The sequence below is a fragment of the Paenibacillus sp. FSL H7-0350 genome, assembly GCF_038593195.1.
Taxonomy (GTDB): domain Bacteria; phylum Bacillota; class Bacilli; order Paenibacillales; family Paenibacillaceae; genus Paenibacillus_AQ.
The window spans coordinates 5,867,297-5,887,481 of the sequence record NZ_CP151972.1; the positions used below are offsets into that span (position 1 = coordinate 5,867,297).

Genomic DNA, 20,185 nt, shown 5'->3' on the forward strand with positions numbered 1-20,185 from the left:
TTCAACCAGCTGCCCGTGTCGCACTCTACACGAGTGCGTGGATTGAAATTTTGCCCGCATTCTGTGGCCTGCTCATGCACCAATGTCGCACTCTACACGAGTGCGTGGATTGAAATCTGAATAATTACCGACTAGAATAACATAGTCCCAGTCGCACTCTACACGAGTGCGTGGATTGAAATGCGTAATCCCCGACGGTCAGTCTTTTCGGTTGCGGTCGCACTCTACACGAGTGCGTGGATTGAAATATGAGGTCGTCCTCGCCGTAGAAGTTGAACCAGGTCGCACTCTACACGAGTGCGTGGATTGAAATATGTTGGCGTATGTGATGGGTATGCCCAGGTAGTCGTCGCACTCTACACGAGCGCGTGGATTGAAATTTTGGTAACTGCCATTGGAAAAATGACCAAGGAGTCGCACTCCGTATGGAGTGTGGACTGAAGTAAATACCGGCCTTACACACTAAATGCGAATGGAGGCCCCCTACCTTGCAACAATACATTGTAATCAAAGATCATGCATCAAATTATCCTGATCCAATCATCTTGCAAAAGGGACAAGAAGTGCGGTATGGCAGGGAGGATACTCAATTTCCTTATTGGATTTTTTGTAAATCAGTGTCCACTAGCAAAGAGGGATGGGTGCCGAAGCAGATTTTAACTTCTTCAGATAACCATGATATTGCAAAAGTGATCGAAAATTATTCCGCCCATGAACTGACAGTTACTCAAGGGGAGATACTGTGGGGGTTAAAGCACTTAAATGATTGGACTTACTGAAAAACGGATAATAACGAATACGGTTGGGTCCCAGCTTTTTGTTTATCTGACTTACACGAATCTGGTTAGCTCCATCTTATAAATAAAAGCACTGAATATCTGCGCAGCCGCAGGACTCAGTGCTTTTTTAAATCCTATCCTATTCCTTCCGGCGTACCTCAAATAAATCGTTAGGGCTGACTTCAAAATAGAGGCATAGCTTCATGATTAATTCTGCTGATATTTTCTTTTTATCCATGTTGGAGTTATGCACTAACTCCATGATAGTCGTTCTCCGGTGGCCGATTTCATTGGACAATTTTAGTACTGAGATATTGTGTGCCTTTAAAATTTGGTCGAGTTTACAGTGCAGTGTATATTTATCAAATTCCATGGGGACCTCCTAATAATAATGATTGCACTTTCATAGTGCATAATGTATATTATTGATATAGAAGTTGAACTTTAAACGTGCAGTTTCTGGAGGTAATCAAATGGAGGTTGCTCTATGTCCAAACGTCGCCCTCGCAAACTTAATACTCAAGCTATTCTGGACATATCCCGGAAAAACTTGGTGTGGCCAGAGCTAAATGGATTACCGGATACGATCCACTACTATCATTTGACAGATGCGCTGGGACGTAAATGGCAGACAATTGGTTGTCATGTTACGGATGCGATTAAGGTTTTTAAAATGGGAGCGTATCCACCCTGGACAATTATTATTGAAAAGGCACCTGATACGTCTGACCTAACAGCTCGAGAGTTGGTAGCGATTCTTAACTGTGATGACAAAGCGTTAGTTAATGACATGCAAATTATTTTAAATACACCAGTAAGATGCAATCAGTTTATAAATACGATTGTTAACGTTAATCATTATAGCATTTTTACAGTGTTATATGACCTGAAAAATGAGTATCTGTTGAATGATCCAATGCCTACTCCAGATTTTGAAACTATGTATAAAATAAACCCAATCGAAGCCTTATCCCGAATGTACTTGGAAAATGTAGATACATTGGATTATTGGGATTGGGTGCAAGCTGGAGGTATGGCTGAGTTTGCTGTTAATTTCAGATCCGAGAATCCTACGCTAAGTTTTATACAAGCTATCGAAAAGGCCGAGCGAAGGAACAATAATCCATAGACTACTGAAGCTAGTAGTGAGCTAATTAGTTTGCAGAAAATAAGTGATGGAGTAAGATAGGAGGGAGGGCTGGTGCGAATGCCAAGCTCACATGAAATCCCCGGGAGATTCGCACCTCGGAATTTGCCGAAACTCTAACATTGAGAGAGTGTACTTGGAAATTCAAGAGTGGACTGATACGTTTTCAAGAATTGAGTTTGGAGGAAGATAGTGAATTAATACGGAAAAAGCATAGGTTATGCTGTTTTCCGCCGTCGCACTCTGTGTGAGTGCGTGGATTGAAATTTGAGGGGATTGATTACAAGATTTCCGAGGAAGCGTCGCACTCTGTGTGAGTGCGTGGATTGAAATGCATACCAAGGGATGAAGATCGAAGTTAACGGACGTCGCACTCTGTGTGAGTGCGTGGATTGAAATTATGCTGATTCCTCATTCCGTCGTGTGTATACCGTCGCACTCTGTGTGAGTGCGTGGATTGAAATCTATGCCTTGGACAAGTGGAAAGACCAAAATTAGTCGCACTCTGTGTGAGTGCGTGGATTGAAATTACTTTTTCAGTCGCCACATCTTCGTCACTTTTGGTCGCACTCTGTGTGAGTGCGTGGATTGAAATATTAGGTTACCTTAATTGTATACGATAGGTAACCGTCGCACTCTGTGTGAGTGCGTGGATTGAAATAGCAGCAGCTTCAGTTATAGTGATCTTCTTAGCCGTCGCACTCTGTGTGAGTGCGTGGATTGAAATGTAATTGTTTCAAAGTAGCAGGTATTAAAGGTAACGTCGCACTCTGTGTGAGTGCGTGGATTGAAATAGCCTGTGACTTCAGATTTAACAGTGCATCAATGTCGCACTCTGTGTGAGTGCGTGGATTGAAATCAGATTGGTTACAAAGGGCTGATTGAGCTTGCCCGTCGCACTCTGTGTGAGTGCGTGGATTGAAATGTCCATGTCCCGGCGTTGTCATACTGCATTGTCGCACGTCGCACTCTGTGTGAGTGCGTGGATTGAAATTTCATGAATCCCCCCCCTCAATGTGTCATTTTGCGTCGCACTCTGTGTGAGTGCGTGGATTGAAATTCTTAAACATTCCGGTGTTTAAAAAAGAAGGGAAGTCGCACTCTGTGTGAGTGCGTGGATTGAAATTGTATCGTATACAGGATAAACAAGAAGGTCAGGGAGTCGCACTCTGTGTGAGTGCGTGGATTGAAATATCATGGTGTCCACGGATTTAATCGACTCGGGAATGTCGCACTCTGTGTGAGTGCGTGGATTGAAATCAGTAAAGGCGTTACGCCCGATATACTTGACAATGTCGCACTCTGTGTGAGTGCGTGGATTGAAATTTGCGCAAGTGATGGTCTTTGCTACGGCACTGTGTCGCACTCTGTGTGAGTGCGTGGATTGAAATATGAAATTTGAGGAGGTACACCCCCAATGACCCAGTCGCACTCTGTGTGAGTGTGTGGATTGAAATCCCGCTGACCGCCCTGCCGTCGCTGGTGACATTGGTGTCGCACTCTGTGTGAGTGCGTGGATTGAAATCATGATTGTCCGCCTATGGTGGACTGTAAAAATGTCGCACTCTGTGTGAGTGCGTGGATTGAAATACAGCTCAATATAAGGATTGGGCCGAAGGGATGCTAGTCGCACTCTGTGTGAGTGCGTGGATTGAAATACCTAGGCATTTATCCGATAGGTAATCAATAACGTCGCACTCTGTGTGAGTGCGTGGATTGAAATAAAAGAATCCAGTTGCAGAACAGCCAGTGCCTGTGTCGCACTCTGTGTGAGTGCGTGGATTGAAATCAGATCCCTACAGGTGATGACCCAGCCAAGGGAGCCGTCGCACTCTGTGTGAGTGCGTGGATTGAAATGACCAATTTACTTGGATGTAATCCGGCGTGTTGGTCGTCGCACTCTGTGTGAGTGCGTGGATTGAAATTGTGATGAAATCTCCGGTATTTGAAAATTTGTGGCGTCGCACTCTGTGTGAGTGCGTGGATTGAAATCTTTGACAAACGGGTTGTTGACGATTTGTATTTGTCGCACTCTGTGTGAGTGCGTGGATTGAAATCTTTGACAAACGGGTTGTTGACGATTTGTATTTGTCGCACTCTGTGTGAGTGCGTGGATTGAAATATAAGGCAATTCAAGCGCGGCTGCCATCTGTTTCTGTCGCACTCCGTGTGAGTGCGTGGATTGAAATCTGAACCGTATGCGTCTACTGAGCCGTAACGTCTCGTCGCACTCTATACGAGTGCGTGGATTGAAATGCCAAAATCGCTGGCATGACCTCGGAGCAATTATGGAAAATCCGATAAGAACTTTGGGCAGTCTCCAAATTCCGACAGCATCTGCGTTAGGAGAGGATTATGATAAAAAGGTAGTGGAAAAGACCTATATGAGAGCGGTGGTAGGATGGAATATATTGCTCATATCCGCGAAAGTGATGGACAGATACAGACAGTAAGGGAGCATTTGCTGGATGTCTGTACATTGGCCGAGAACTTTGGTGAGAAATTGGGAGTACGGTATATTGCGGGACTGGCTGGGCTCCTACATGACCTTGGGAAATATACAGAAGAATTTAGAGATTACATACTAACTGCAGTTAATAACCCGAATGCTCCACCCAGAAGAGGCAGCGTAGACCACTCGACGGCTGGAGGGAAGTTATTATTTAACTGGTTTCATCCTTCTTCGTCAAAACATATGAAGGGGACAAGCAGCCAGAATAAAATTATTTTGTCCGAAATTGTAGGAAACGCTATTATTTCGCATCATTCTTATTTGCAGGATTTCCTGAATCAGGACTTGGAATCCAATTACCTCAAGCGTGTTCGTGATAAAGAGCTTGATGAATTTTATCCCCTGACGGTCAAAATGTTTTTCGAGCAAATAATGACGGAACATGACTTTCTTCTCTATGTAGATAAGGCTGAGGGTGAACTGAGCGCTTTTCTTAAAAAAGAACCCAAGGTTACTCTCGAACACAGGGCTATGCTTCTGAGTAAATTTATTTTTAGTACGCTGGTCGATGCTGATCGAACCAATACACGCTGCTTTGAACAAAACAAGATGGACGAGGAGATTAACTCTAACGCTTTGTTTGGGCAGTATTATGAGCAGCTGATGACAAAGATTGAATCTTTTAAGAACCATAAGCAGGCAGAATCCCCCATTAATCAGTTAAGACAGGAGATGTCGGAACAGTGTGATGCTTTTGCAGAAAAAGCATCTGGTATCTATACCTTGTCGATTCCAACAGGAGGCGGCAAGACACTGGCAAGCCTGCGCTATGCTCTGAAACATGCCAAACGCTACAACAAACAGCACATTATATACGTGGTGCCTTTTACGACAATTATTGAACAGAATGCTGAAGAGGTACGTAAGATTCTTCAGGATGACCAGCACCTGCTGGAGCATCACTCGAACGTAGTTGAGGCGGAGAAGGAAGATGATGAAGAGGATGAAGGGAAGGCTACGATCCAGCAAAAGCTGAGACTGGCGAAGGATAATTGGGACGCTCCAATTATTTTTACGACGATGGTGCAATTCCTGAATGTGTTCTTCGCAGATGGCAGCCGAAATATTCGCAGACTTCATAATTTGAGCAATTCCGTCATTATCTTTGATGAAGTGCAGAAAGTACCTATTCCGTGTGTCTCTTTGTTTAATCAAGCATTGAATTTCCTGAAAGCGTATGCAAATTCAAGTATAGTCCTGTGTACGGCTACTCAGCCGGAATTGGATTATGTTCGGCATAAATTGCAGCTTAGTCCTGAAGCCGAGATGATCCATGACTTAGACGTTGTTGTTCAGGAGTTCAGGCGTGTGGAGATCATAGATAGAGCGACTGGAGAGGAATTCAATACAGATAAACTGGTGGATTTCGTAATGGACAAGACCCGAGACGTAACCAGCGTACTGATTATTCTTAATACCAGATCTGTAGTCAGGTCCCTATATAACAAGCTACTGGAGAAAGATTTATCTATCTCAGTCTTTCATCTGAGTACTACGATGTGCGCGGCTCACCGGAATGAGATCCTGACTGAGGTGAGAAAGCTCCTTGATGCAAAACAGCCAGTGATCTGCGTTAGCACCCAATTGATTGAGGCAGGGGTGGATGTCAGCTTTGAGTGTGTGATTCGTTCCTTGGCGGGACTGGACTCCATTGCTCAAGCTGCAGGCCGCTGCAACAGACACGGTGAAGATGAGCTGCGGCAAGTCTATGTAATTAATCATGCAGAAGAGAATTTGAAGAATTTGAAGGAAATTCGAATCGGTAAAGATAGAACAGCCAAGCTCTTAGTTGATTTTCTCCGCAATCCAGAAAGTTTTGGGGGCCATCTGCTGTCAGTACAGGCAATGAAGCAATATTTCCAGGAGTTCTACACGGAACTGGCTGCTAATCTGAACTACCATATCCCCAAACTGCAACTAGAAATGACTGAGTTGTTGTCGGCTGACAGAGAACATAATTCTTATCATCAGGCATATTTCGGTGAGCATGATGCCAGCCTGCCATTGTTCCTCCATAACAGTTATAAGACGGCTGCTGAGAATTTTCAAGTAATTGATAGTATCACGACTTCTGTAATCGTACCTTACGGAAAGGGCAAGGAGATTATCGCGGACCTTAATGGTCAGCACAGTATTGAGGATTTATCCAGGCTGCTGCGTGAGGCGCAGCAATTCACAATTAATCTTTTCAACTTTGAAAAGGATGTACTTGGCAAGAACAATGGGATCATTGCTTATCTGGATGGCAAGATTCTTGCTCTTAAGGAAGGGACATACTCCAAAGAGTATGGCTTGGATTTGAAAGGGGAGAGCGTGATGGAGGTCAGCATGTTTTAAAAAACCTATCTGAAAACAGATAGGCCTCTGCATACAAAGATATATATTTAAATCCACACTTCCGCATGGAAGCGACGATTCATTATAGCATAATATGCTGACTCTAAGCGGTTAGAATTTCTTTTAAGTAATTCATCTTAAAGTTCATATAACATTGAATGCTAGGTCTATTTTAAGGATTTTTATATACGAATTCAAGAATATTCGATCTATGTTCTGCATATTCATAACATATCCCTGCATTTTACCAATGAAAGGAGGAACAAAAATTGAAAAACTCAACGTTTTCTCTAGTTGAAGACTATCCAGACTACTACAAGAAGAAACCAGTCAGTAAGTTACAGAAATTATTCTCTAGAAGTCTCGAGTTGCCGTCAAAACAAGAACTCAGCGTAGAACACTTGCTGACGAAACAGCAACTAAGAATAGGAGAACTACAACAGGAGAATGAAATATTAAAGAAAGCCATGCACTGTTTAACGAAATGAGGATGTAGCTTCGAAAAAAGTTTTAACAGAGGGCAGCAAAGCAACTGCCTCCATAATGTGTAACTTTGATTGAACTTTGATGGAGGCAGAGTTTTTTAATATATACCAAATCCCATCCCAAGAAAGGAGGCAAAGCCCTATGAGGAATTCAATTGAATTCGTGGTCTATGGAAAATACGCATTGTTTACTGACCCCCTCACCAAGCTGGGCGGGGAGAAGCTGACGTACAGTGTTCCTACCTATCAGGCGCTTAAGGGTGTTGTGGAATCTATCTACTGGAAACCTACGCTCATCATGGTCATCGATGAAGTGAGGGTGATGAATGCGATCCGCATGGAGTCCAAGGGCGTTCGTCCCATCGAATACGGCGGAGGGAATACGCTTGCGAATTATACCTATCTGAAGGAGCCGCGTTACGAGGTGAGGGCGCATTTTGAATTTAATGAGCATCGCCCGGATCTGGCACATGACCGAAACGAGCATAAGCATCACAATATTCTCAAGCGGTCACTGGAAGCTGGAGGCCGCAGAGATATCTTCCTGGGTGCCAGGGAATGCCAGGCGTATGTTGAGCCATGTGTGTTCGGGGAGGTGCGAGGGTACTACGATGACTATGACGGCGAGATCCATTTTGGCACGATGGTCCATGGGATCAACTATCCTGACGAGACCGGCAGGGATCAGATGGAGGTCAGGTTGTGGAATCCGGTGATGAAGAACGGATACATTCAGTTTGAACGGCCTGAGGATTGTAAGCGGGTACGGAAAATTTCGGATATGCAACCTAAACTTTTCGGTGAGCACAATGTTCAGTCGGCGGATGAACTGCTCCAGGCACTCGAAGCGGGAGGGCATCTATGAGCTGGCTCTTGAATTTATATGAGACGTATGAGGCGAATCTGGGCCGTGTCGGTGAGATTGAATTAAAAGCAAATAATACGGAGTATACGCTCCTTCCTGTATCCCATACCACGCAGAATGCTCATATCACCGTTGAGATTACAGAGGACGGAGACTTCCACTCGGCAACTGTAAATGATAAAAGCGATATTAACACCCTAATTCCTTGTACGGAGGAATCCTCTAGCCGGGCCGGCTCTAAGATTGCCCCTTACCCGCTTCACGACAAATTGAGTTATGTCGCTGGTGATTTCTTAGCCTATGGCGGCAAGATCAAGAAGGAAGAGCCCTTCGTAGCGTATATCAAACAATTGGAGGCGTGGGCTAATTCCCCTCATGCCACTTCCAAGGTGAAGAGCATATACCGCTATTTAAGCAAGCGTGAGTTGATTCGGGATCTGGTAGCCAGCAAGGTGATCTATCTGGACGCCAATCATAAGCTCATTGATAAATGGGATAAAAAGTATGAAGCCTTGCACGGGGATAAACCTCCTATCTTTGCCCTAGTAGCCGCTGAACAGGAGAGCGCATTTGTCCGTTTCAACGTTCGTCAGCCTGACGATCATACGGCAGTCTGGAAAGATCCTGAGATGTACAACTCTTTCATTCAGCACTACTCCAGCCTTCTAGGGGAAGAAGATTACTGCTTCGTATCCGGCAAAATATTGCCCGGCACAGAACGTCATGCGAATAAGATTAGACATGCCGGAGATAAAGCCAAGTTGATCTCGGCCAATGATAATAGCGGGTTTACCTTTCGGGGGCGTTTTGCTCAGAGCAGCGATGCGGCTAGTATCAGCTATGAAGTGTCCCAGAAGGCGCATAATGCCTTAAAGTGGCTGATTAATAGGCAAGGTAAAATCATAGATCAGCGTGTATTTCTCGTCTGGGGAAACAAGGAGTTGAATATCCCTGACCCCATTGCTGATTTTTTCACGTTAAAGCTGGAGCTTGAGCCGGAATCAGAGCCCGAAGTGACACCAGTTACTGCCAAAGCAAGCGCTGGTTATACCTTCAAAGAATATGCGCGGGAAGTCGCCAAAGGCCTTGGAGGATACCGGAATAAGCTGGCGTCCCGAACTAAATCGGATGTGAATATCCTCGTTCTGGATTCTGCGACGACTGGTCGTCTGGCTGTTTTGTATTATCGTAACATGGAAAAGAACTTATATGTGGACAAGCTGATTCGATGGCACTCCACCTGCGCTTGGCTGCATAAGTACCGTAAGGATGAGCATGGAGATGTAGTCACTTTTTACGGTGCACCATCCACAAAGGATATTGCCTTTGCCGCTTACGGGCCGAAAGCTAACGAGAAAGTAGTCAAGGGAATGATGGAACGGGTTCTGCCCTGCATCGTTGACGGACATAAAATTCCTCACGATATTATACGAAGTGCTTTTTACCGGGCATCCAATCCCGTTGCAATGGAGAATTGGGAGTGGGAAAAGACACTTAGTATTACATGCGCTCTGATTAATACAAAGGAGGAATATAATGTGGCACTAAACACTGAGGAAGATGACCGCAGTTACTTGTTCGGCAGATTGCTGGCTATTGCCGATATCCTGGAGAGACGGGCGCTGGATTCAGATGAGAAACGTTCAACGAATGCCATCCGTTACATGAACTCTTTTTCCAAATATCCCGCTAGAACCTGGAGTACGATTCAATCCTGCTTGCAGCCGCATCAAGCCAGACTAGGGACTAGAGTGAGATTTTATTCTAACCTGATTGATGAAGTAGCTTCCAAAATTAAAATAGAAGATTTCAACAACAATGCTCTAACTAGCAAGTATTTACTTGGTTTCTATTCTCAGCGGCATGAACTTAATCATTTCAAAGCCAAATCCGATGCTTCCCCTTCGTCTTCCACAACTACTAATCAAGAGGAGAGATAAGAGATGTCTACACTCAATCATAAAATTGATTTTGCTGTCATTGTAGCTGTCAATAAAGCCAATCCCAATGGTGACCCGCTTAACGGAAACCGGCCGCGCCAGAATTATGATGGATACGGTGAAATCTCCGATGTAGCCTTGAAGCGCAAAATCAGAAACCGTCTGCAGGACGCAGGGGAATCTATCTTTGTTCAATCCAATGACCGTAAAACGGATGCTTATGGAAGCTTGAGAGAACGAGCGGATGCTAACGCTGAGCTGGATAAAATACTGAAAGCCAAAACAAGTTCAAACGAGGAGTTTGCCCGCATCGCCTGTCAGGAGTGGATTGACGTACGCAGCTTTGGGCAGGTATTTGCTTTTAAAGCGGATAGTAAGGGTTCAGGTGTATCTGTCGGGGTTCGTGGCCCTGTGTCCATCCATACGGCAACGAGTGTAAGTCCTATTGATATAACCAGTATGCAGATTACCAAAAGTGTGAATTCCGAGCCCGGCAAAGACAGAGGCTCCGATACCATGGGGATGAAGCACCGGGTAGACTTTGGAGTATACGTATTCCAGGGCAGTATTAACACACAGCTTGCTGAGAAAACCGGGTTTACAAATGAAGATGCAGACAAGATTAAGGAAGCATTGGTTACTCTTTTTGCTAATGATGTCTCTTCGGCAAGACCGGAAGGAAGTATGGAGGTACATAAGGTGTACTGGTGGGAGCATAACTCTAAGCTGGGGCAATATTCTTCGGCCAAGGTGCACCGTTCTCTGGATGTTCGTGCTAAGAAGGATGAGCCTAAATCGATTGAGGATTATTCTATAGAATTATATCCATTGGAAGGATTGCAACCTGAGGTCTTAGATGGCCTATACTGACGAAGATGATGCGTTGATGCTCTCTGGAATACAGCATTTTCACTTCTGTAAGAGGCAGTGGGCATTAATCCACATTGAACAGCAATGGGCAGAGGATATGCGAACGATTGAGGGGAAGCATCTTCACCGCAATGCAGATCAGCCTTTTACACGGGAGAAGCGTGGGGATAAGCTGGTTGTTCGGGCGATGCCGGTGAAGTCACGACAGCTTGGCATTACGGGGATCTGTGATGTGGTGGAGTTCGTCAAGGATGACAGCGGAGTTGAAATTCATGGAGCCGAAGGCAAATATGTGGCTTTTCCCGTTGAATACAAACGGGGGAAGCCCAAGCTGGAGGACACGGATGTGCTGCAACTGACCGCCCAAGCGATGTGCCTGGAAGAAATGCTGCTGTGCGAGGTGCGGACAGGGTTTATTTTTTATAAAGAGGTGAAGCACCGGATTGAAGTTCCACTTACAGATGAGCTGAAGCGCAAGGTAAGCGCTGTGCTGGAAGAGATGCAGGATTACTACCGCCGCAGATATACACCGAAGGTTAAGACCGGAGCCTTTTGCCAAAGCTGCTCTCTCCAGCATATTTGTCTGCCCAAGCTAATGAATAAACAGACTGTGAAAAGCTATGTCGAAGGGAAAATCAGGGAATGAAAAAGCTGCAAAATACCCTATATGTTACACAGCCGGATGTATATCTATCGCTCGATGGGGATAATGTTGTTCTGCTTAAGGAGCAGGAGAAGCTGGGCAGAGTTCCGCTGCATAATCTGGAATCGATAGTCGCTTTTGGATACACGGGAGCAAGTCCGGCCTTGATGGGATATTGTGCGGACCACAATGTTTCGCTGCTCTTTTTGACGATGAATGGGAGATTTCTGGCCAGGGTAACCGGTGAGAGCCGGGGGAACGTTATTCTGCGCAAGAAGCAGTATGCGTTGTCGGAAGACGAGACGAAGTCCGCGAAGATCGCCCGGAATTTCATTATTGGCAAGATCTATAACCATAAATGGATACTCGAAAGAACAACCAGAGATTATCCGATGCGGGTGAATGTGGAACAGTTCAAGGAGGCTTCTCAGCAATTATCCGCACTTTTGCTTGAGGTTAGAAACTGTGAGCAACTAGACCGTTTGAGAGGGCTTGAGGGGCAAGCGGCGGTTACGTATAATAAGCTGTTTGACCCTATGATTTTGCAGCAAAAAGAGGACTTCCAATTCCATCTCCGTTCCCGCAGACCTCCGCTCGATAAGGTGAATGCGATGTTGTCGCTGGCGTATACCTTGCTCGCACATGATACGGCCTCTGCGTTAGAGGCAGTTGGTCTAGATGCGTATGTAGGGTTCCTTCACCGGGATCGTCCGGGGCGGGTGTCGTTGGCCCTCGATCTGATGGAGGAGCTACGCGGAGTCATGGCTGACAAATTTGTCTTGATGCTGATTAACAAGAAGCTTGTGAACAAGGATGATTTTGTGACCAAAGAGAATGGAGCGGTGCTCCTGACGGATGAGGCAAGGAAGCGATTCCTTACCGCATGGCAGAACCGGAAGCAAGAGAAGATCACCCACCCCTATCTGGGGGAGAAAATAACCTGGGGGCTGGTACCTCATGCTCAAGCCTTGTTGCTCGCCCGTCATTTGCGTAATGATCTGGATGAGTATCCTCCGTTTCTGTGGAAGTAGGTGTAATCGATGCTAGTGCTAATCACTTATGATGTAAGTACAACCAGCAGTGCAGGTCAAAGCAGGTTGCGGCGGGTGGCTAAGGTTTGCCAGAATTACGGGCAGCGTGTCCAGAACTCGGTGTTCGAGTGCATAGTGGATGCAGCGCAATTTACCGAGCTTAAGTTGAAGCTGAAGGATATTATTGATCAGAAGGAGGATAGCCTCAGGTTCTATCAGCTGGGAAATAACTATAAAAACAAGGTTGAACATGTGGGGATTAAGGAATCCTTAGACCTTGAAGGCCCGTTGATCCTGTAGTGCGAATGTGAGGCTCACATGAAATCCCTGGGAGATTCGCACCGAATTTATAGAAAAATTTGTTATTTTATTGATAGATTTATTTTTGGAAGTAATAAAGCATGTGATTTTAGATCTAAAAAGAGGATTTATTTCCTTATTTTGATGAAAAATCGCTGTCGCTCCTCGTGTAGGAGCGTGGATTGAAATTCGACCCACACCTCAACGTAATGTTCTTGCTCTGCGTCGCTCCTCGTGTAGGAGCGTGGATTGAAATATTTTCGATCTCCCCTCTGCTCGGCGGTGCAGGTGTCGCTCCTCGTGTAGGAGCGTGGATTGAAATTGTATGGAAAATATGTTCGCATTTCATCACCTAGTCGCTCCTCGTGTAGGAGCGTGGATTGAAATATTATTTGTGTTATTACCGACTATCCTAAGATAGTGTCGCTCCTCGTGTAGGAGCGTGGATTGAAATCCGGGAGTCGGAGGCGGTCCAGGATCTGCCTTAGGGTCGCTCCTCGTGTAGGAGCGTGGATTGAAATTCTTCCCAGGGGCCGACTTCATCGGTCCCCCAAATGTCGCTCCTCGTGTAGGAGCGTGGATTGAAATAATTTTCATGTGCTTGTTTTTGGCTACGGAATCGTCGCTCCTCGTGTAGGAGCGTGGATTGAAATCTCACTTGCAATACCGGATAAGCCCCCAGGCCATGTCGCTCCTCGTGTAGGAGCGTGGATTGAAATTATATACGTTTTATTTAATGGGGCGCTGCCTAGCGTCGCTCCTCGTGTAGGAGCGTGGATTGAAATTTAGAACGAATTACGAACAGACCAGATCATAACGCGTCGCTCCTCGTGTAGGAGCGTGGATTGAAATTTGCTCTGCCCATTTGTCGAAGGCAAATGATGATGTCGCTCCTCGTGTAGGAGCGTGGATTGAAATCTCAGGTTGTTAATCACATTGTCACGATTAATGTGGTCGCTCCTCGTGTAGGAGCGTGGATTGAAATACCGCCTGTGGTCCACGTTTGTGTAAGCATTTTGTCGCTCCTCGTGTAGGAGCGTGGATTGAAATTCTCTTGTCCTCCACGTAGCGCATGCTGGAGAATAGTCGCTCCTCGTGTAGGAGCGTGGATTGAAATTGTTAGGCATTATGGTTGTGCTTGCAAGATGGGGTCGCTCCTCGTGTAGGAGCGTGGATTGAAATTTCTGATGGGCGTCACAGTGCGGGGGAGCAGCAACGGTCGCTCCTCGTGTAGGAGCGTGGATTGAAATAATCATTGCGTGAGCTCCTCCTCTATCTCCTTGGTCGCTCCTCGTGTAGGAGCGTGGATTGAAATAATCGACTGCAATAATAATATCATATTTTGAGTTGTCGCTCCTCGTGTAGGAGCGTGGATTGAAATCACTTACAACAACTAAAGTTACATTTGCAAACAAGTCGCTCCTCGTGTAGGAGCGCGGATTGAAATAATAATAAACTGCGTACTACTGTACACAATATGAGTGTCGCTCCTCGTGTAGGAGCGTGGATTGAAATAACAAATGGCACAGGACCAGGACTATCAAGTATGTCGCTCCTCGTGTAGGAGCGTGGATTGAAATCCTACATACTTCAGGTTCCCGCGCTCACCAATTGGGTCGCTCCTCGTGTAGGAGCGTGGATTGAAATAAAGGCTTGGAACGCAGCGACTCGCGTTAGATACGTCGCTCCTCGTGTAGGAGCGTGGATTGAAATCGAATGCTCCCGAATACAACGGTGGATACTTATAGTCGCTCCTCGTGTAGGAGCGTGGATTGAAATACGGCGGGTGATAATATCATCCAGATAAATCAAGTCGCTCCTCGTGTAGGAGCGTGGATTGAAATTATATATCCAATCGGATCAAAAGTCTGATTAACGGGTCGCTCCTCGTGTAGGAGCGTGGATTGAAATGTGGTATCTATATCTTTCAGACGGAAAATATAATGTCGCTCCTCGTGTAGGAGCGTGGATTGAAATCCCTTACGCGCAGAACGCACCATGTAACGCCGTCGTCGCTCCTCGTGTAGGAGCGTGGATTGAAATGCGTTCCAGTTTGGACTATGACATTTGCAGATTACCGTCGCTCCTCGTGTAGGAGCGTGGATTGAAATGACCTGAAAGTAACCCATGCATCTGCAACAACATGTCGCTCCTCGTGTAGGAGCGTGGATTGAAATTCGCGCTCCATCACCTCTTTTGCCTGCGCAAGCGTCGCTCCTCGTGTAGGAGCGTGGATTGAAATTACGGAGTTGTCTCCGCGATAATGCGCTATAATATGTCGCTCCTCGTGTAGGAGCGTGGATTGAAATGTATTTCCTATACACGGATAAGTGTACGGGTGGTACCGTCGCTCCTCGTGTAGGAGCGTGGATTGAAATACTGTTGCGCTACGATAGAGGCAGCGGAGAGAAGCGTCGCTCCTCGTGTAGGAGCGTGGATTGAAATTATATGTTCCCCTTTGTCCGTTTCAAATCTTGTCGTCGCTCCTCGTGTAGGAGCGTGGATTGAAATACCTACCCCATTAAGCCTATACCCCAACCCAAGACGAGTCGCTCCTCGTGTAGGAGCGTGGATTGAAATTTATTTTGCCCTACTGAGCCATTGCTTGAGCAAGTCGCTCCTCGTGTAGGAGCGTGGATTGAAATGTGCAAGCCACTAAGACGGTTTTAGACACAGCAAGTCGCTCCTCGTGTAGGAGCGTGGATTGAAATCTCGGAAGACTCCCCGAAGTCAGCTCCAATCCCTGGTCGCTCCTCGTGTAGGAGCGTGGATTGAAATAGATGACATTCGGCCTGACAAAGAAGCAGCTTCGTCGCTCCTCGTGTAGGAGCGTGGATTGAAATATGAATTGGAATGTAATCGGGATAAGGGCGGCTGGTCGCTCCTCGTGTAGGAGCGTGGATTGAAATATGCGCTGATCTCCTTTATTTGCAAATTAGGAGTCGCTCCTCGTGTAGGAGCGTGGATTGAAATCCTCTGCCTTTCTGCGGTCTCCAAACGGTCTGTGAGTCGCTCCTCGTGTAGGAGCGTGGATTGAAATGCATGCTCCGTGTTGCTCGGATATGCAGTGTTTAGTCGCTCCTCGTGTAGGAGCGTGGATTGAAATTCGCCCCTGACGGCGCTGGTGGTGTTACCGTGGTAGTCGCTCCTCGTGTAGGAGCGTGGATTGAAATGGGTGCATACGGTCGATCTCGTCAAAGTAGACGAGGTCGCTCCTCGTGTAGGAGCGTGGATTGAAATTATTACGAACGGTCAACAGACAAGTTTGTGTCAGTCGCTCCTCGTGTAGGAGCGTGGATTGAAATCCAAACTCCTGTCGGTTGCGCTGCTCCATTTGCTGTCGCTCCTCGTGTAGGAGCGTGGATTGAAATTAAGGTTCGATGGCGCCATTAAGGAGACAGCTTTAGTCGCTCCTCGTGTAGGAGCGTGGATTGAAATGATATCCGCGTCTCCATCGTCCCATTCGGAGGTGTACGTCGCTCCTCGTGTAGGAGCGTGGATTGAAATAACCGGACCAAGCTGGCCCAGAATGGCGGTGATGTCGCTCCTCGTGTAGGAGCGTGGATTGAAATAACCGGACCAAGCTGGCCCAGAATGGCGGTGATGTCGCTCCTCGTGTAGGAGCGTGGATTGAAATCCATTGCCGAACGGTCCAGTAATACCTATGACCCGTCGCTCCTCGTGTAGGAGCGTGGATTGAAATGAGGAGTTCGCGCGCCTGGCGGTCATTGAGATTGTCGCTCCTCGTGTAGGAGCGTGGATTGAAATAAATAACGGAGATTTTAATCATTTTAGAGATTTATGTCGCTCCTCGTGTAGGAGCGTGGATTGAAATAATATCGCTCATATAAGCTCCCCCTAAACCATCGTCGCTCCTCGTGTAGGAGCGTGGATTGAAATCAAGCTCTTTACGTGGTCTGCCGCCCTGTACCCGTCGCTCCTCGTGTAGGAGCGTGGATTGAAATCTGGATATGATCGGTTTAGAGTGGTCGGGAAAGATGTCGCTCCTCGTGCAGGAGCGTGGATTGAAATTTCTACTGCCGAAGGTTCAGGGGCTTTAATGATGTCGCTCCTCGTGCAGGAGCGTGGATTGAAATTTGTAAAAAAGGTGTGATGGTTGAATAGCTTCCTTGTCGCTCCTCGTGTGGAGCGTGGATTGAAATGTGAAATCAATGGTGTGAGCCCGCTGGTACTTCTTGTCACTCCTCGTGCAGGAGCGTGGATTGAAATCGGATGAAGCCTGGCTTCGCGATCGGCGCGTCGGCGTAGCTACTCATGTAGGGGTGTGTATTAAAAGTGGGGCGATCGGCACTATCACAGGCATGGTCTGGCCCCTCCTTATGTACGAGCATGTATTGAAATCGCACAAAGAATAATCGCCCTCATACCAACACCTGCCCCCAAGCTCCCACCCCCCGTCCTTTCGCCCCTATACTTCACCAATCCCACTAACCCTCCCCCACCCCCCACAAGTACATATCCCGCAAGTGAGTATCCGACCCGGACCCTGGCATGTTAGAATAGGACCAATGTGTACATCCTATGTGTGAATTTAATCGGGGGGGCAACAGGTGAGAGCGTTGAGATTGAGAGATTACATGGGCCCTTCGGAGACTTCGGCGCACCGGCAGGCGAAGTGGGTCAAGCGGTTTCTGTATACGTACTGGCTGGTGATTGCTCTGCATTTCCTGGCCCAGCTGGGGTCTTTTGTATGTTTGCCGTATCCCATGGGAGCGCACGAGTTCTACTATGATGTGTTGCTCTATCCGACGCTACTAATGAGTGCGGTGGTTGGGTTGACGCAACTGGTGGATGTTGCGGCACCGAAGTATTCCTTCGTGCTGCTGTTTGTGGCGGGGACAATTATCGCGATGATGATTATTCATCTGAATATGGATATACGGATTATCGGGGCGTTGATGCTGCTGCCGATTATTGCGTCGGCGATCTTTTTTCGGCTGGATCTCACCTTGTTCACCTCTGGCCTGCAGGCGGCGGCCTTCTTCATTCTCTACCGCTGGGATTACTGGTTCAAGTATTATCTGACGGATTTCGACCTGATTGCGATCCCGCTCTTCCTGCTAGTTGGCACGCTGGTGGCGGGGATTATCATCATTAACGGGCGCGAGTTGGCAAGCGATCTGGAAGCCACTCTGACAGCCAAGCAGGATCTGATGATTGAGAATGCGGTGATCCGCAAGCTGTCTACCACCGATGCACTGACAGGACTGTATAACCATATTTCTTTTCACGAATTCTATGAAAAAGCGATGGAATACGGCAGCCAGGGTGCCCCATTCCATCTTGCGCTGGTAGATATCGATAATTTCAAGCGAATTAACGATAAATATGGACACCGTATGGGGGATCTGGTGCTGGCCCGGGTCGCGCAGATCATCAAGGACCATCTCTCTCCCGCAGACATTGCTGCCCGCTACGGCGGCGAGGAATTTGCGGTGTTGCTGTTCGAGAAGAGCTTCGAGGAGGCTTACACCCTCATGGATTGGATTCGCCACATGCTCTCGGAGACGCTTCATGAAGAGATGGAGCACGGGGCGGTGACCGTCAGCATTGGCCTCAAGAGCTATGCCGAAGGCGCCACCAAAGAAGCGCTGTTCGAAGAAGTCGATAATCTCCTCTATACGGCCAAGCACTCCGGCAAAAATACTACGCTGACCCCGCTGACGCAGCGGAATGCTGTGTAGTCAAATTTGTCTCACCTGGTAACCTGCTTACGCTGCCGATGATTCATCCGCCGCCTCCGGTAACACGCTTACTCCTTCGAAGGCTCACCCTCCGCTGCTTTTTTGCGTGCCCGGAACCGCCGGACCTTCATCAGATTCCCGCACAGCTTGTCGTCGCAGTACCGCTTCGAGCGGTTGCGGGTATCGTCGTAATAGGCCCAGAGACAGTCGGGATTCCCGCAAATGCGGAAGCGAGAGGGCTCCTTCTCCAGCAGCGCAGCCGCAAAAGAGGCGGCAACCTCCGCCATAATCTGCCCCCAGTCCGCACGCTGCGGCTGGAGGGAGATCTCGGCTTCACCTGCTGCCGTCCAGACCACCTGCCGTATCACGGGCCCGTCGCTCATGTACGTATTCAACTGCGCAAGCAGCGCTGTGGACGGAGACTCTCCCGTGACCAGCCGCTGCAGCTCGTCCCATAACAAGCCGCGCAGTCCTTTGAGCTGCTTCAGCTCCTCCGGCCGGGGAGGGGCTGCTGCCGGCAGCTTGTGCTCCACCAGCCATTCCGCCAGCCATTTGGGGTCCTCCAGCCGATCCTGGTCCGTGCTCCGGTCACTAGTCCGCCAATTCCGCCAATAGCTGTTCATGAAATCTACCCACAGCAAGCTTCATCTGTCCCTTCACATGATCTTTCCCTTGATTGTAACAGTTAAAACTGAGTTACACTAGTTACTTGATACGCTCTGGCAAATATGTTACAGTGCTCGTGTAACTTTTATTGGGGTTGTTTACAGGAGGGATATAGATGGAAAACAAAATTAGCGATGTGCTGATCGAGAACTGGGATTATGTGATGGATGTGGAGGATTGGCAGCCGCCGCTGAGTGCGGCGCTTGAAGGTGTGGACAGTGAACAGGCCGTCTGGAAGCCGGAGGGAGCTGCGGGCAATTCTATTTGGGAGAATGTTAACCATCTGACGTATTATAAGGAGCGTCTGTTGCGCAAGCTCAAGGGAATGGAGAAATTGCCTGATCTGGAGAGCAATGACGCTACATTCACTGTAACAGGAAGCGGGGAAGAGGACTGGAAGCAGGCGGTAGACAAGCTGAAGTCCATTCATGCCTCGCTGCGCGAGATTATTGTAGCTCTGGAGGAAGGCGCTTATGAATGGGGCGGCTCCGGGCATGCGCCAGGCGAAGAGGTCATGAGCCTGATTCTGCACGATGCCTATCATACGGGACAGATTGTACTGGTCCGCAAGCTGCAAGGCTCTTGGCCTGGCACCCGCCGTTTCGATTAAGCGCAGCAGCCATATTTTACAAGTGATCTGTTCGTAGGCGGCTCTGTTTCAGCTCCAAATCCCCGGGTTAATGGAAGACATGCAGCTATCAACGGAGAGGAGAGATTGAGGATGGAGCCGAATTACAAGGACAGAAGTGTTGAGGTTGAACGGACAGAGGTGCACCGCAAATCGGATTCCAGTCTTGTCGCATCCACGTTCATTAAATATGCAGCTTACATTATTATCACCTTCGGAGTTCTGTTTTTCCTGGTGAAATACGTATTCCCGATGTTCAAATAAGCCAGTTGCCCAG

At 47.5% G+C, this 20,185-nt stretch carries 15 protein-coding genes and 3 CRISPR repeat arrays (1 of these 18 only partly in view); of the genes, 13 read left to right on the forward strand and 2 right to left on the reverse strand.

Annotated features, from left to right (window positions below):
* Window positions 1–380: direct repeats of the CRISPR family, unit length 32 nt; unit sequence GTCGCACTCTACACGAGTGCGTGGATTGAAAT (it extends 1,627 nt beyond the left edge of the window).
* Window positions 381–488: 108 nt separating this feature from the next.
* Entirely contained in the window at window positions 489–779 is a 291-nt protein-coding gene (locus NYE24_RS26575; RefSeq protein WP_342477067.1) for an SH3 domain-containing protein, read from the forward strand.
* Window positions 780–918: 139 nt separating this feature from the next.
* Here the strand turns inward: NYE24_RS26575 and NYE24_RS26580 are convergent, their stop codons facing one another.
* The gene (locus NYE24_RS26580) at window positions 919–1,152 is read right to left on the reverse strand and encodes a helix-turn-helix transcriptional regulator (protein WP_342477068.1); all 234 of its coding nucleotides are present in this window, start codon (window positions 1,150–1,152) and stop codon (window positions 919–921) included.
* 114 nt (window positions 1,153–1,266) lie between these two features.
* Between NYE24_RS26580 and NYE24_RS26585 the strand changes: the two genes are divergently transcribed.
* The 10 genes from NYE24_RS26585 (at window position 1,267) to NYE24_RS26630 (ending at window position 18,614) form a co-directional block, all read left to right on the forward strand.
* Entirely contained in the window at window positions 1,267–1,908 is a 642-nt protein-coding gene (locus tag NYE24_RS26585; protein ID WP_342477069.1) for a hypothetical protein, read from the forward strand.
* Window positions 1,909–2,161: 253 nt separating this feature from the next.
* Window positions 2,162–4,182: a CRISPR direct-repeat array (repeat unit 32 nt; unit sequence GTCGCACTCTGTGTGAGTGCGTGGATTGAAAT).
* A gap of 145 nt (window positions 4,183–4,327) precedes the next feature.
* Window positions 4,328–6,775, forward strand: a complete 2,448-nt coding sequence (gene cas3, locus NYE24_RS26590) for a CRISPR-associated helicase Cas3' (RefSeq protein WP_342477070.1) — start codon at window positions 4,328–4,330, stop codon at window positions 6,773–6,775.
* 269 nt (window positions 6,776–7,044) lie between these two features.
* Window positions 7,045–7,263: a hypothetical protein gene (locus NYE24_RS26595; RefSeq protein WP_342477071.1), complete on the forward strand. Its 219-nt coding sequence runs from the start codon at window positions 7,045–7,047 to the stop codon at window positions 7,261–7,263.
* A gap of 139 nt (window positions 7,264–7,402) precedes the next feature.
* Window positions 7,403–8,125 carry a type I-C CRISPR-associated protein Cas5c gene (cas5c, locus tag NYE24_RS26600; protein ID WP_342477072.1) on the forward strand — a complete coding sequence of 241 codons (723 nt, stop codon included), beginning with the start codon at window positions 7,403–7,405 and terminating at the stop codon, window positions 8,123–8,125.
* Window positions 8,122–10,065, forward strand: a complete 1,944-nt coding sequence (gene cas8c / locus NYE24_RS26605; RefSeq protein WP_342477073.1) for a type I-C CRISPR-associated protein Cas8c/Csd1 — start codon at window positions 8,122–8,124, stop codon at window positions 10,063–10,065. Before cas5c ends, cas8c begins: the two co-directional genes overlap by 4 nt.
* A gap of 3 nt (window positions 10,066–10,068) precedes the next feature.
* Window positions 10,069–10,935, forward strand: coding sequence for a type I-C CRISPR-associated protein Cas7/Csd2 (gene cas7c, locus NYE24_RS26610; protein ID WP_342477074.1), 867 nt, complete (start codon window positions 10,069–10,071; stop codon window positions 10,933–10,935).
* Window positions 10,922–11,581 carry a CRISPR-associated protein Cas4 gene (gene cas4 / locus NYE24_RS26615; RefSeq protein ID WP_342477075.1) on the forward strand — a complete coding sequence of 220 codons (660 nt, stop codon included), beginning with the start codon at window positions 10,922–10,924 and terminating at the stop codon, window positions 11,579–11,581. The genes cas7c and cas4 overlap by 14 nt, the downstream gene beginning before the upstream one ends.
* Complete coding sequence (gene cas1c / locus NYE24_RS26620) at window positions 11,578–12,609, forward strand: type I-C CRISPR-associated endonuclease Cas1c (RefSeq protein WP_342477076.1); 1,032 nt, start codon at window positions 11,578–11,580, stop codon at window positions 12,607–12,609. The genes cas4 and cas1c overlap by 4 nt, the downstream gene beginning before the upstream one ends.
* Window positions 12,610–12,618: 9 nt before the next feature.
* Entirely contained in the window at window positions 12,619–12,909 is a 291-nt protein-coding gene (gene cas2 / locus NYE24_RS26625) for a CRISPR-associated endonuclease Cas2 (protein WP_342477077.1), read from the forward strand.
* 157 nt (window positions 12,910–13,066) lie between these two features.
* A CRISPR array of direct repeats spans window positions 13,067–17,140; the repeat unit is 32 nt; unit sequence GTCGCTCCTCGTGTAGGAGCGTGGATTGAAAT.
* A 340-nt stretch (window positions 17,141–17,480) separates the two neighbouring features.
* Window positions 17,481–18,614: a GGDEF domain-containing protein gene (locus tag NYE24_RS26630; protein WP_305954422.1), complete on the forward strand. Its 1,134-nt coding sequence runs from the start codon at window positions 17,481–17,483 to the stop codon at window positions 18,612–18,614.
* Window positions 18,615–18,682: 68 nt separating this feature from the next.
* Here NYE24_RS26630 and NYE24_RS26635 read toward each other — a convergent pair whose 3' ends face one another.
* The gene (locus NYE24_RS26635; protein WP_036697240.1) at window positions 18,683–19,255 is read right to left on the reverse strand and encodes a CGNR zinc finger domain-containing protein; all 573 of its coding nucleotides are present in this window, start codon (window positions 19,253–19,255) and stop codon (window positions 18,683–18,685) included.
* A gap of 140 nt (window positions 19,256–19,395) precedes the next feature.
* Here NYE24_RS26635 and NYE24_RS26640 point away from each other — a divergent pair, with 140 nt between their 5' ends.
* Window positions 19,396–19,890: a DinB family protein gene (locus NYE24_RS26640; RefSeq protein WP_036697238.1), complete on the forward strand. Its 495-nt coding sequence runs from the start codon at window positions 19,396–19,398 to the stop codon at window positions 19,888–19,890.
* 111 nt (window positions 19,891–20,001) lie between these two features.
* Window positions 20,002–20,172 (forward strand): hypothetical protein, encoded by a 171-nt coding sequence (locus NYE24_RS26645; RefSeq protein ID WP_200869223.1) that lies wholly within the window; start codon window positions 20,002–20,004, stop codon window positions 20,170–20,172.
* The last annotated feature ends 13 nt before the right edge of the window (window positions 20,173–20,185 follow it).

Coding starts and splice junctions, on each gene's coding strand:
- NYE24_RS26645 (WP_200869223.1), top strand. CDS start 20,002: ATGGAGCCGAATTACAAGGACAGAAGTGTTGAGGTTGAACGGACAGAG.
- NYE24_RS26585 (WP_342477069.1), top strand. CDS start 1,267: ATGTCCAAACGTCGCCCTCGCAAACTTAATACTCAAGCTATTCTGGAC.
- cas3 (WP_342477070.1), top strand. CDS start 4,328: ATGGAATATATTGCTCATATCCGCGAAAGTGATGGACAGATACAGACA.
- cas7c (WP_342477074.1), top strand. CDS start 10,069: ATGTCTACACTCAATCATAAAATTGATTTTGCTGTCATTGTAGCTGTC.
- cas1c (WP_342477076.1), top strand. CDS start 11,578: ATGAAAAAGCTGCAAAATACCCTATATGTTACACAGCCGGATGTATAT.
- NYE24_RS26580 (WP_342477068.1), bottom strand. CDS start 1,152: ATGGAATTTGATAAATATACACTGCACTGTAAACTCGACCAAATTTTA.
- cas5c (WP_342477072.1), top strand. CDS start 7,403: ATGAGGAATTCAATTGAATTCGTGGTCTATGGAAAATACGCATTGTTT.
- cas2 (WP_342477077.1), top strand. CDS start 12,619: ATGCTAGTGCTAATCACTTATGATGTAAGTACAACCAGCAGTGCAGGT.
- cas4 (WP_342477075.1), top strand. CDS start 10,922: ATGGCCTATACTGACGAAGATGATGCGTTGATGCTCTCTGGAATACAG.
- NYE24_RS26640 (WP_036697238.1), top strand. CDS start 19,396: ATGGAAAACAAAATTAGCGATGTGCTGATCGAGAACTGGGATTATGTG.
- cas8c (WP_342477073.1), top strand. CDS start 8,122: ATGAGCTGGCTCTTGAATTTATATGAGACGTATGAGGCGAATCTGGGC.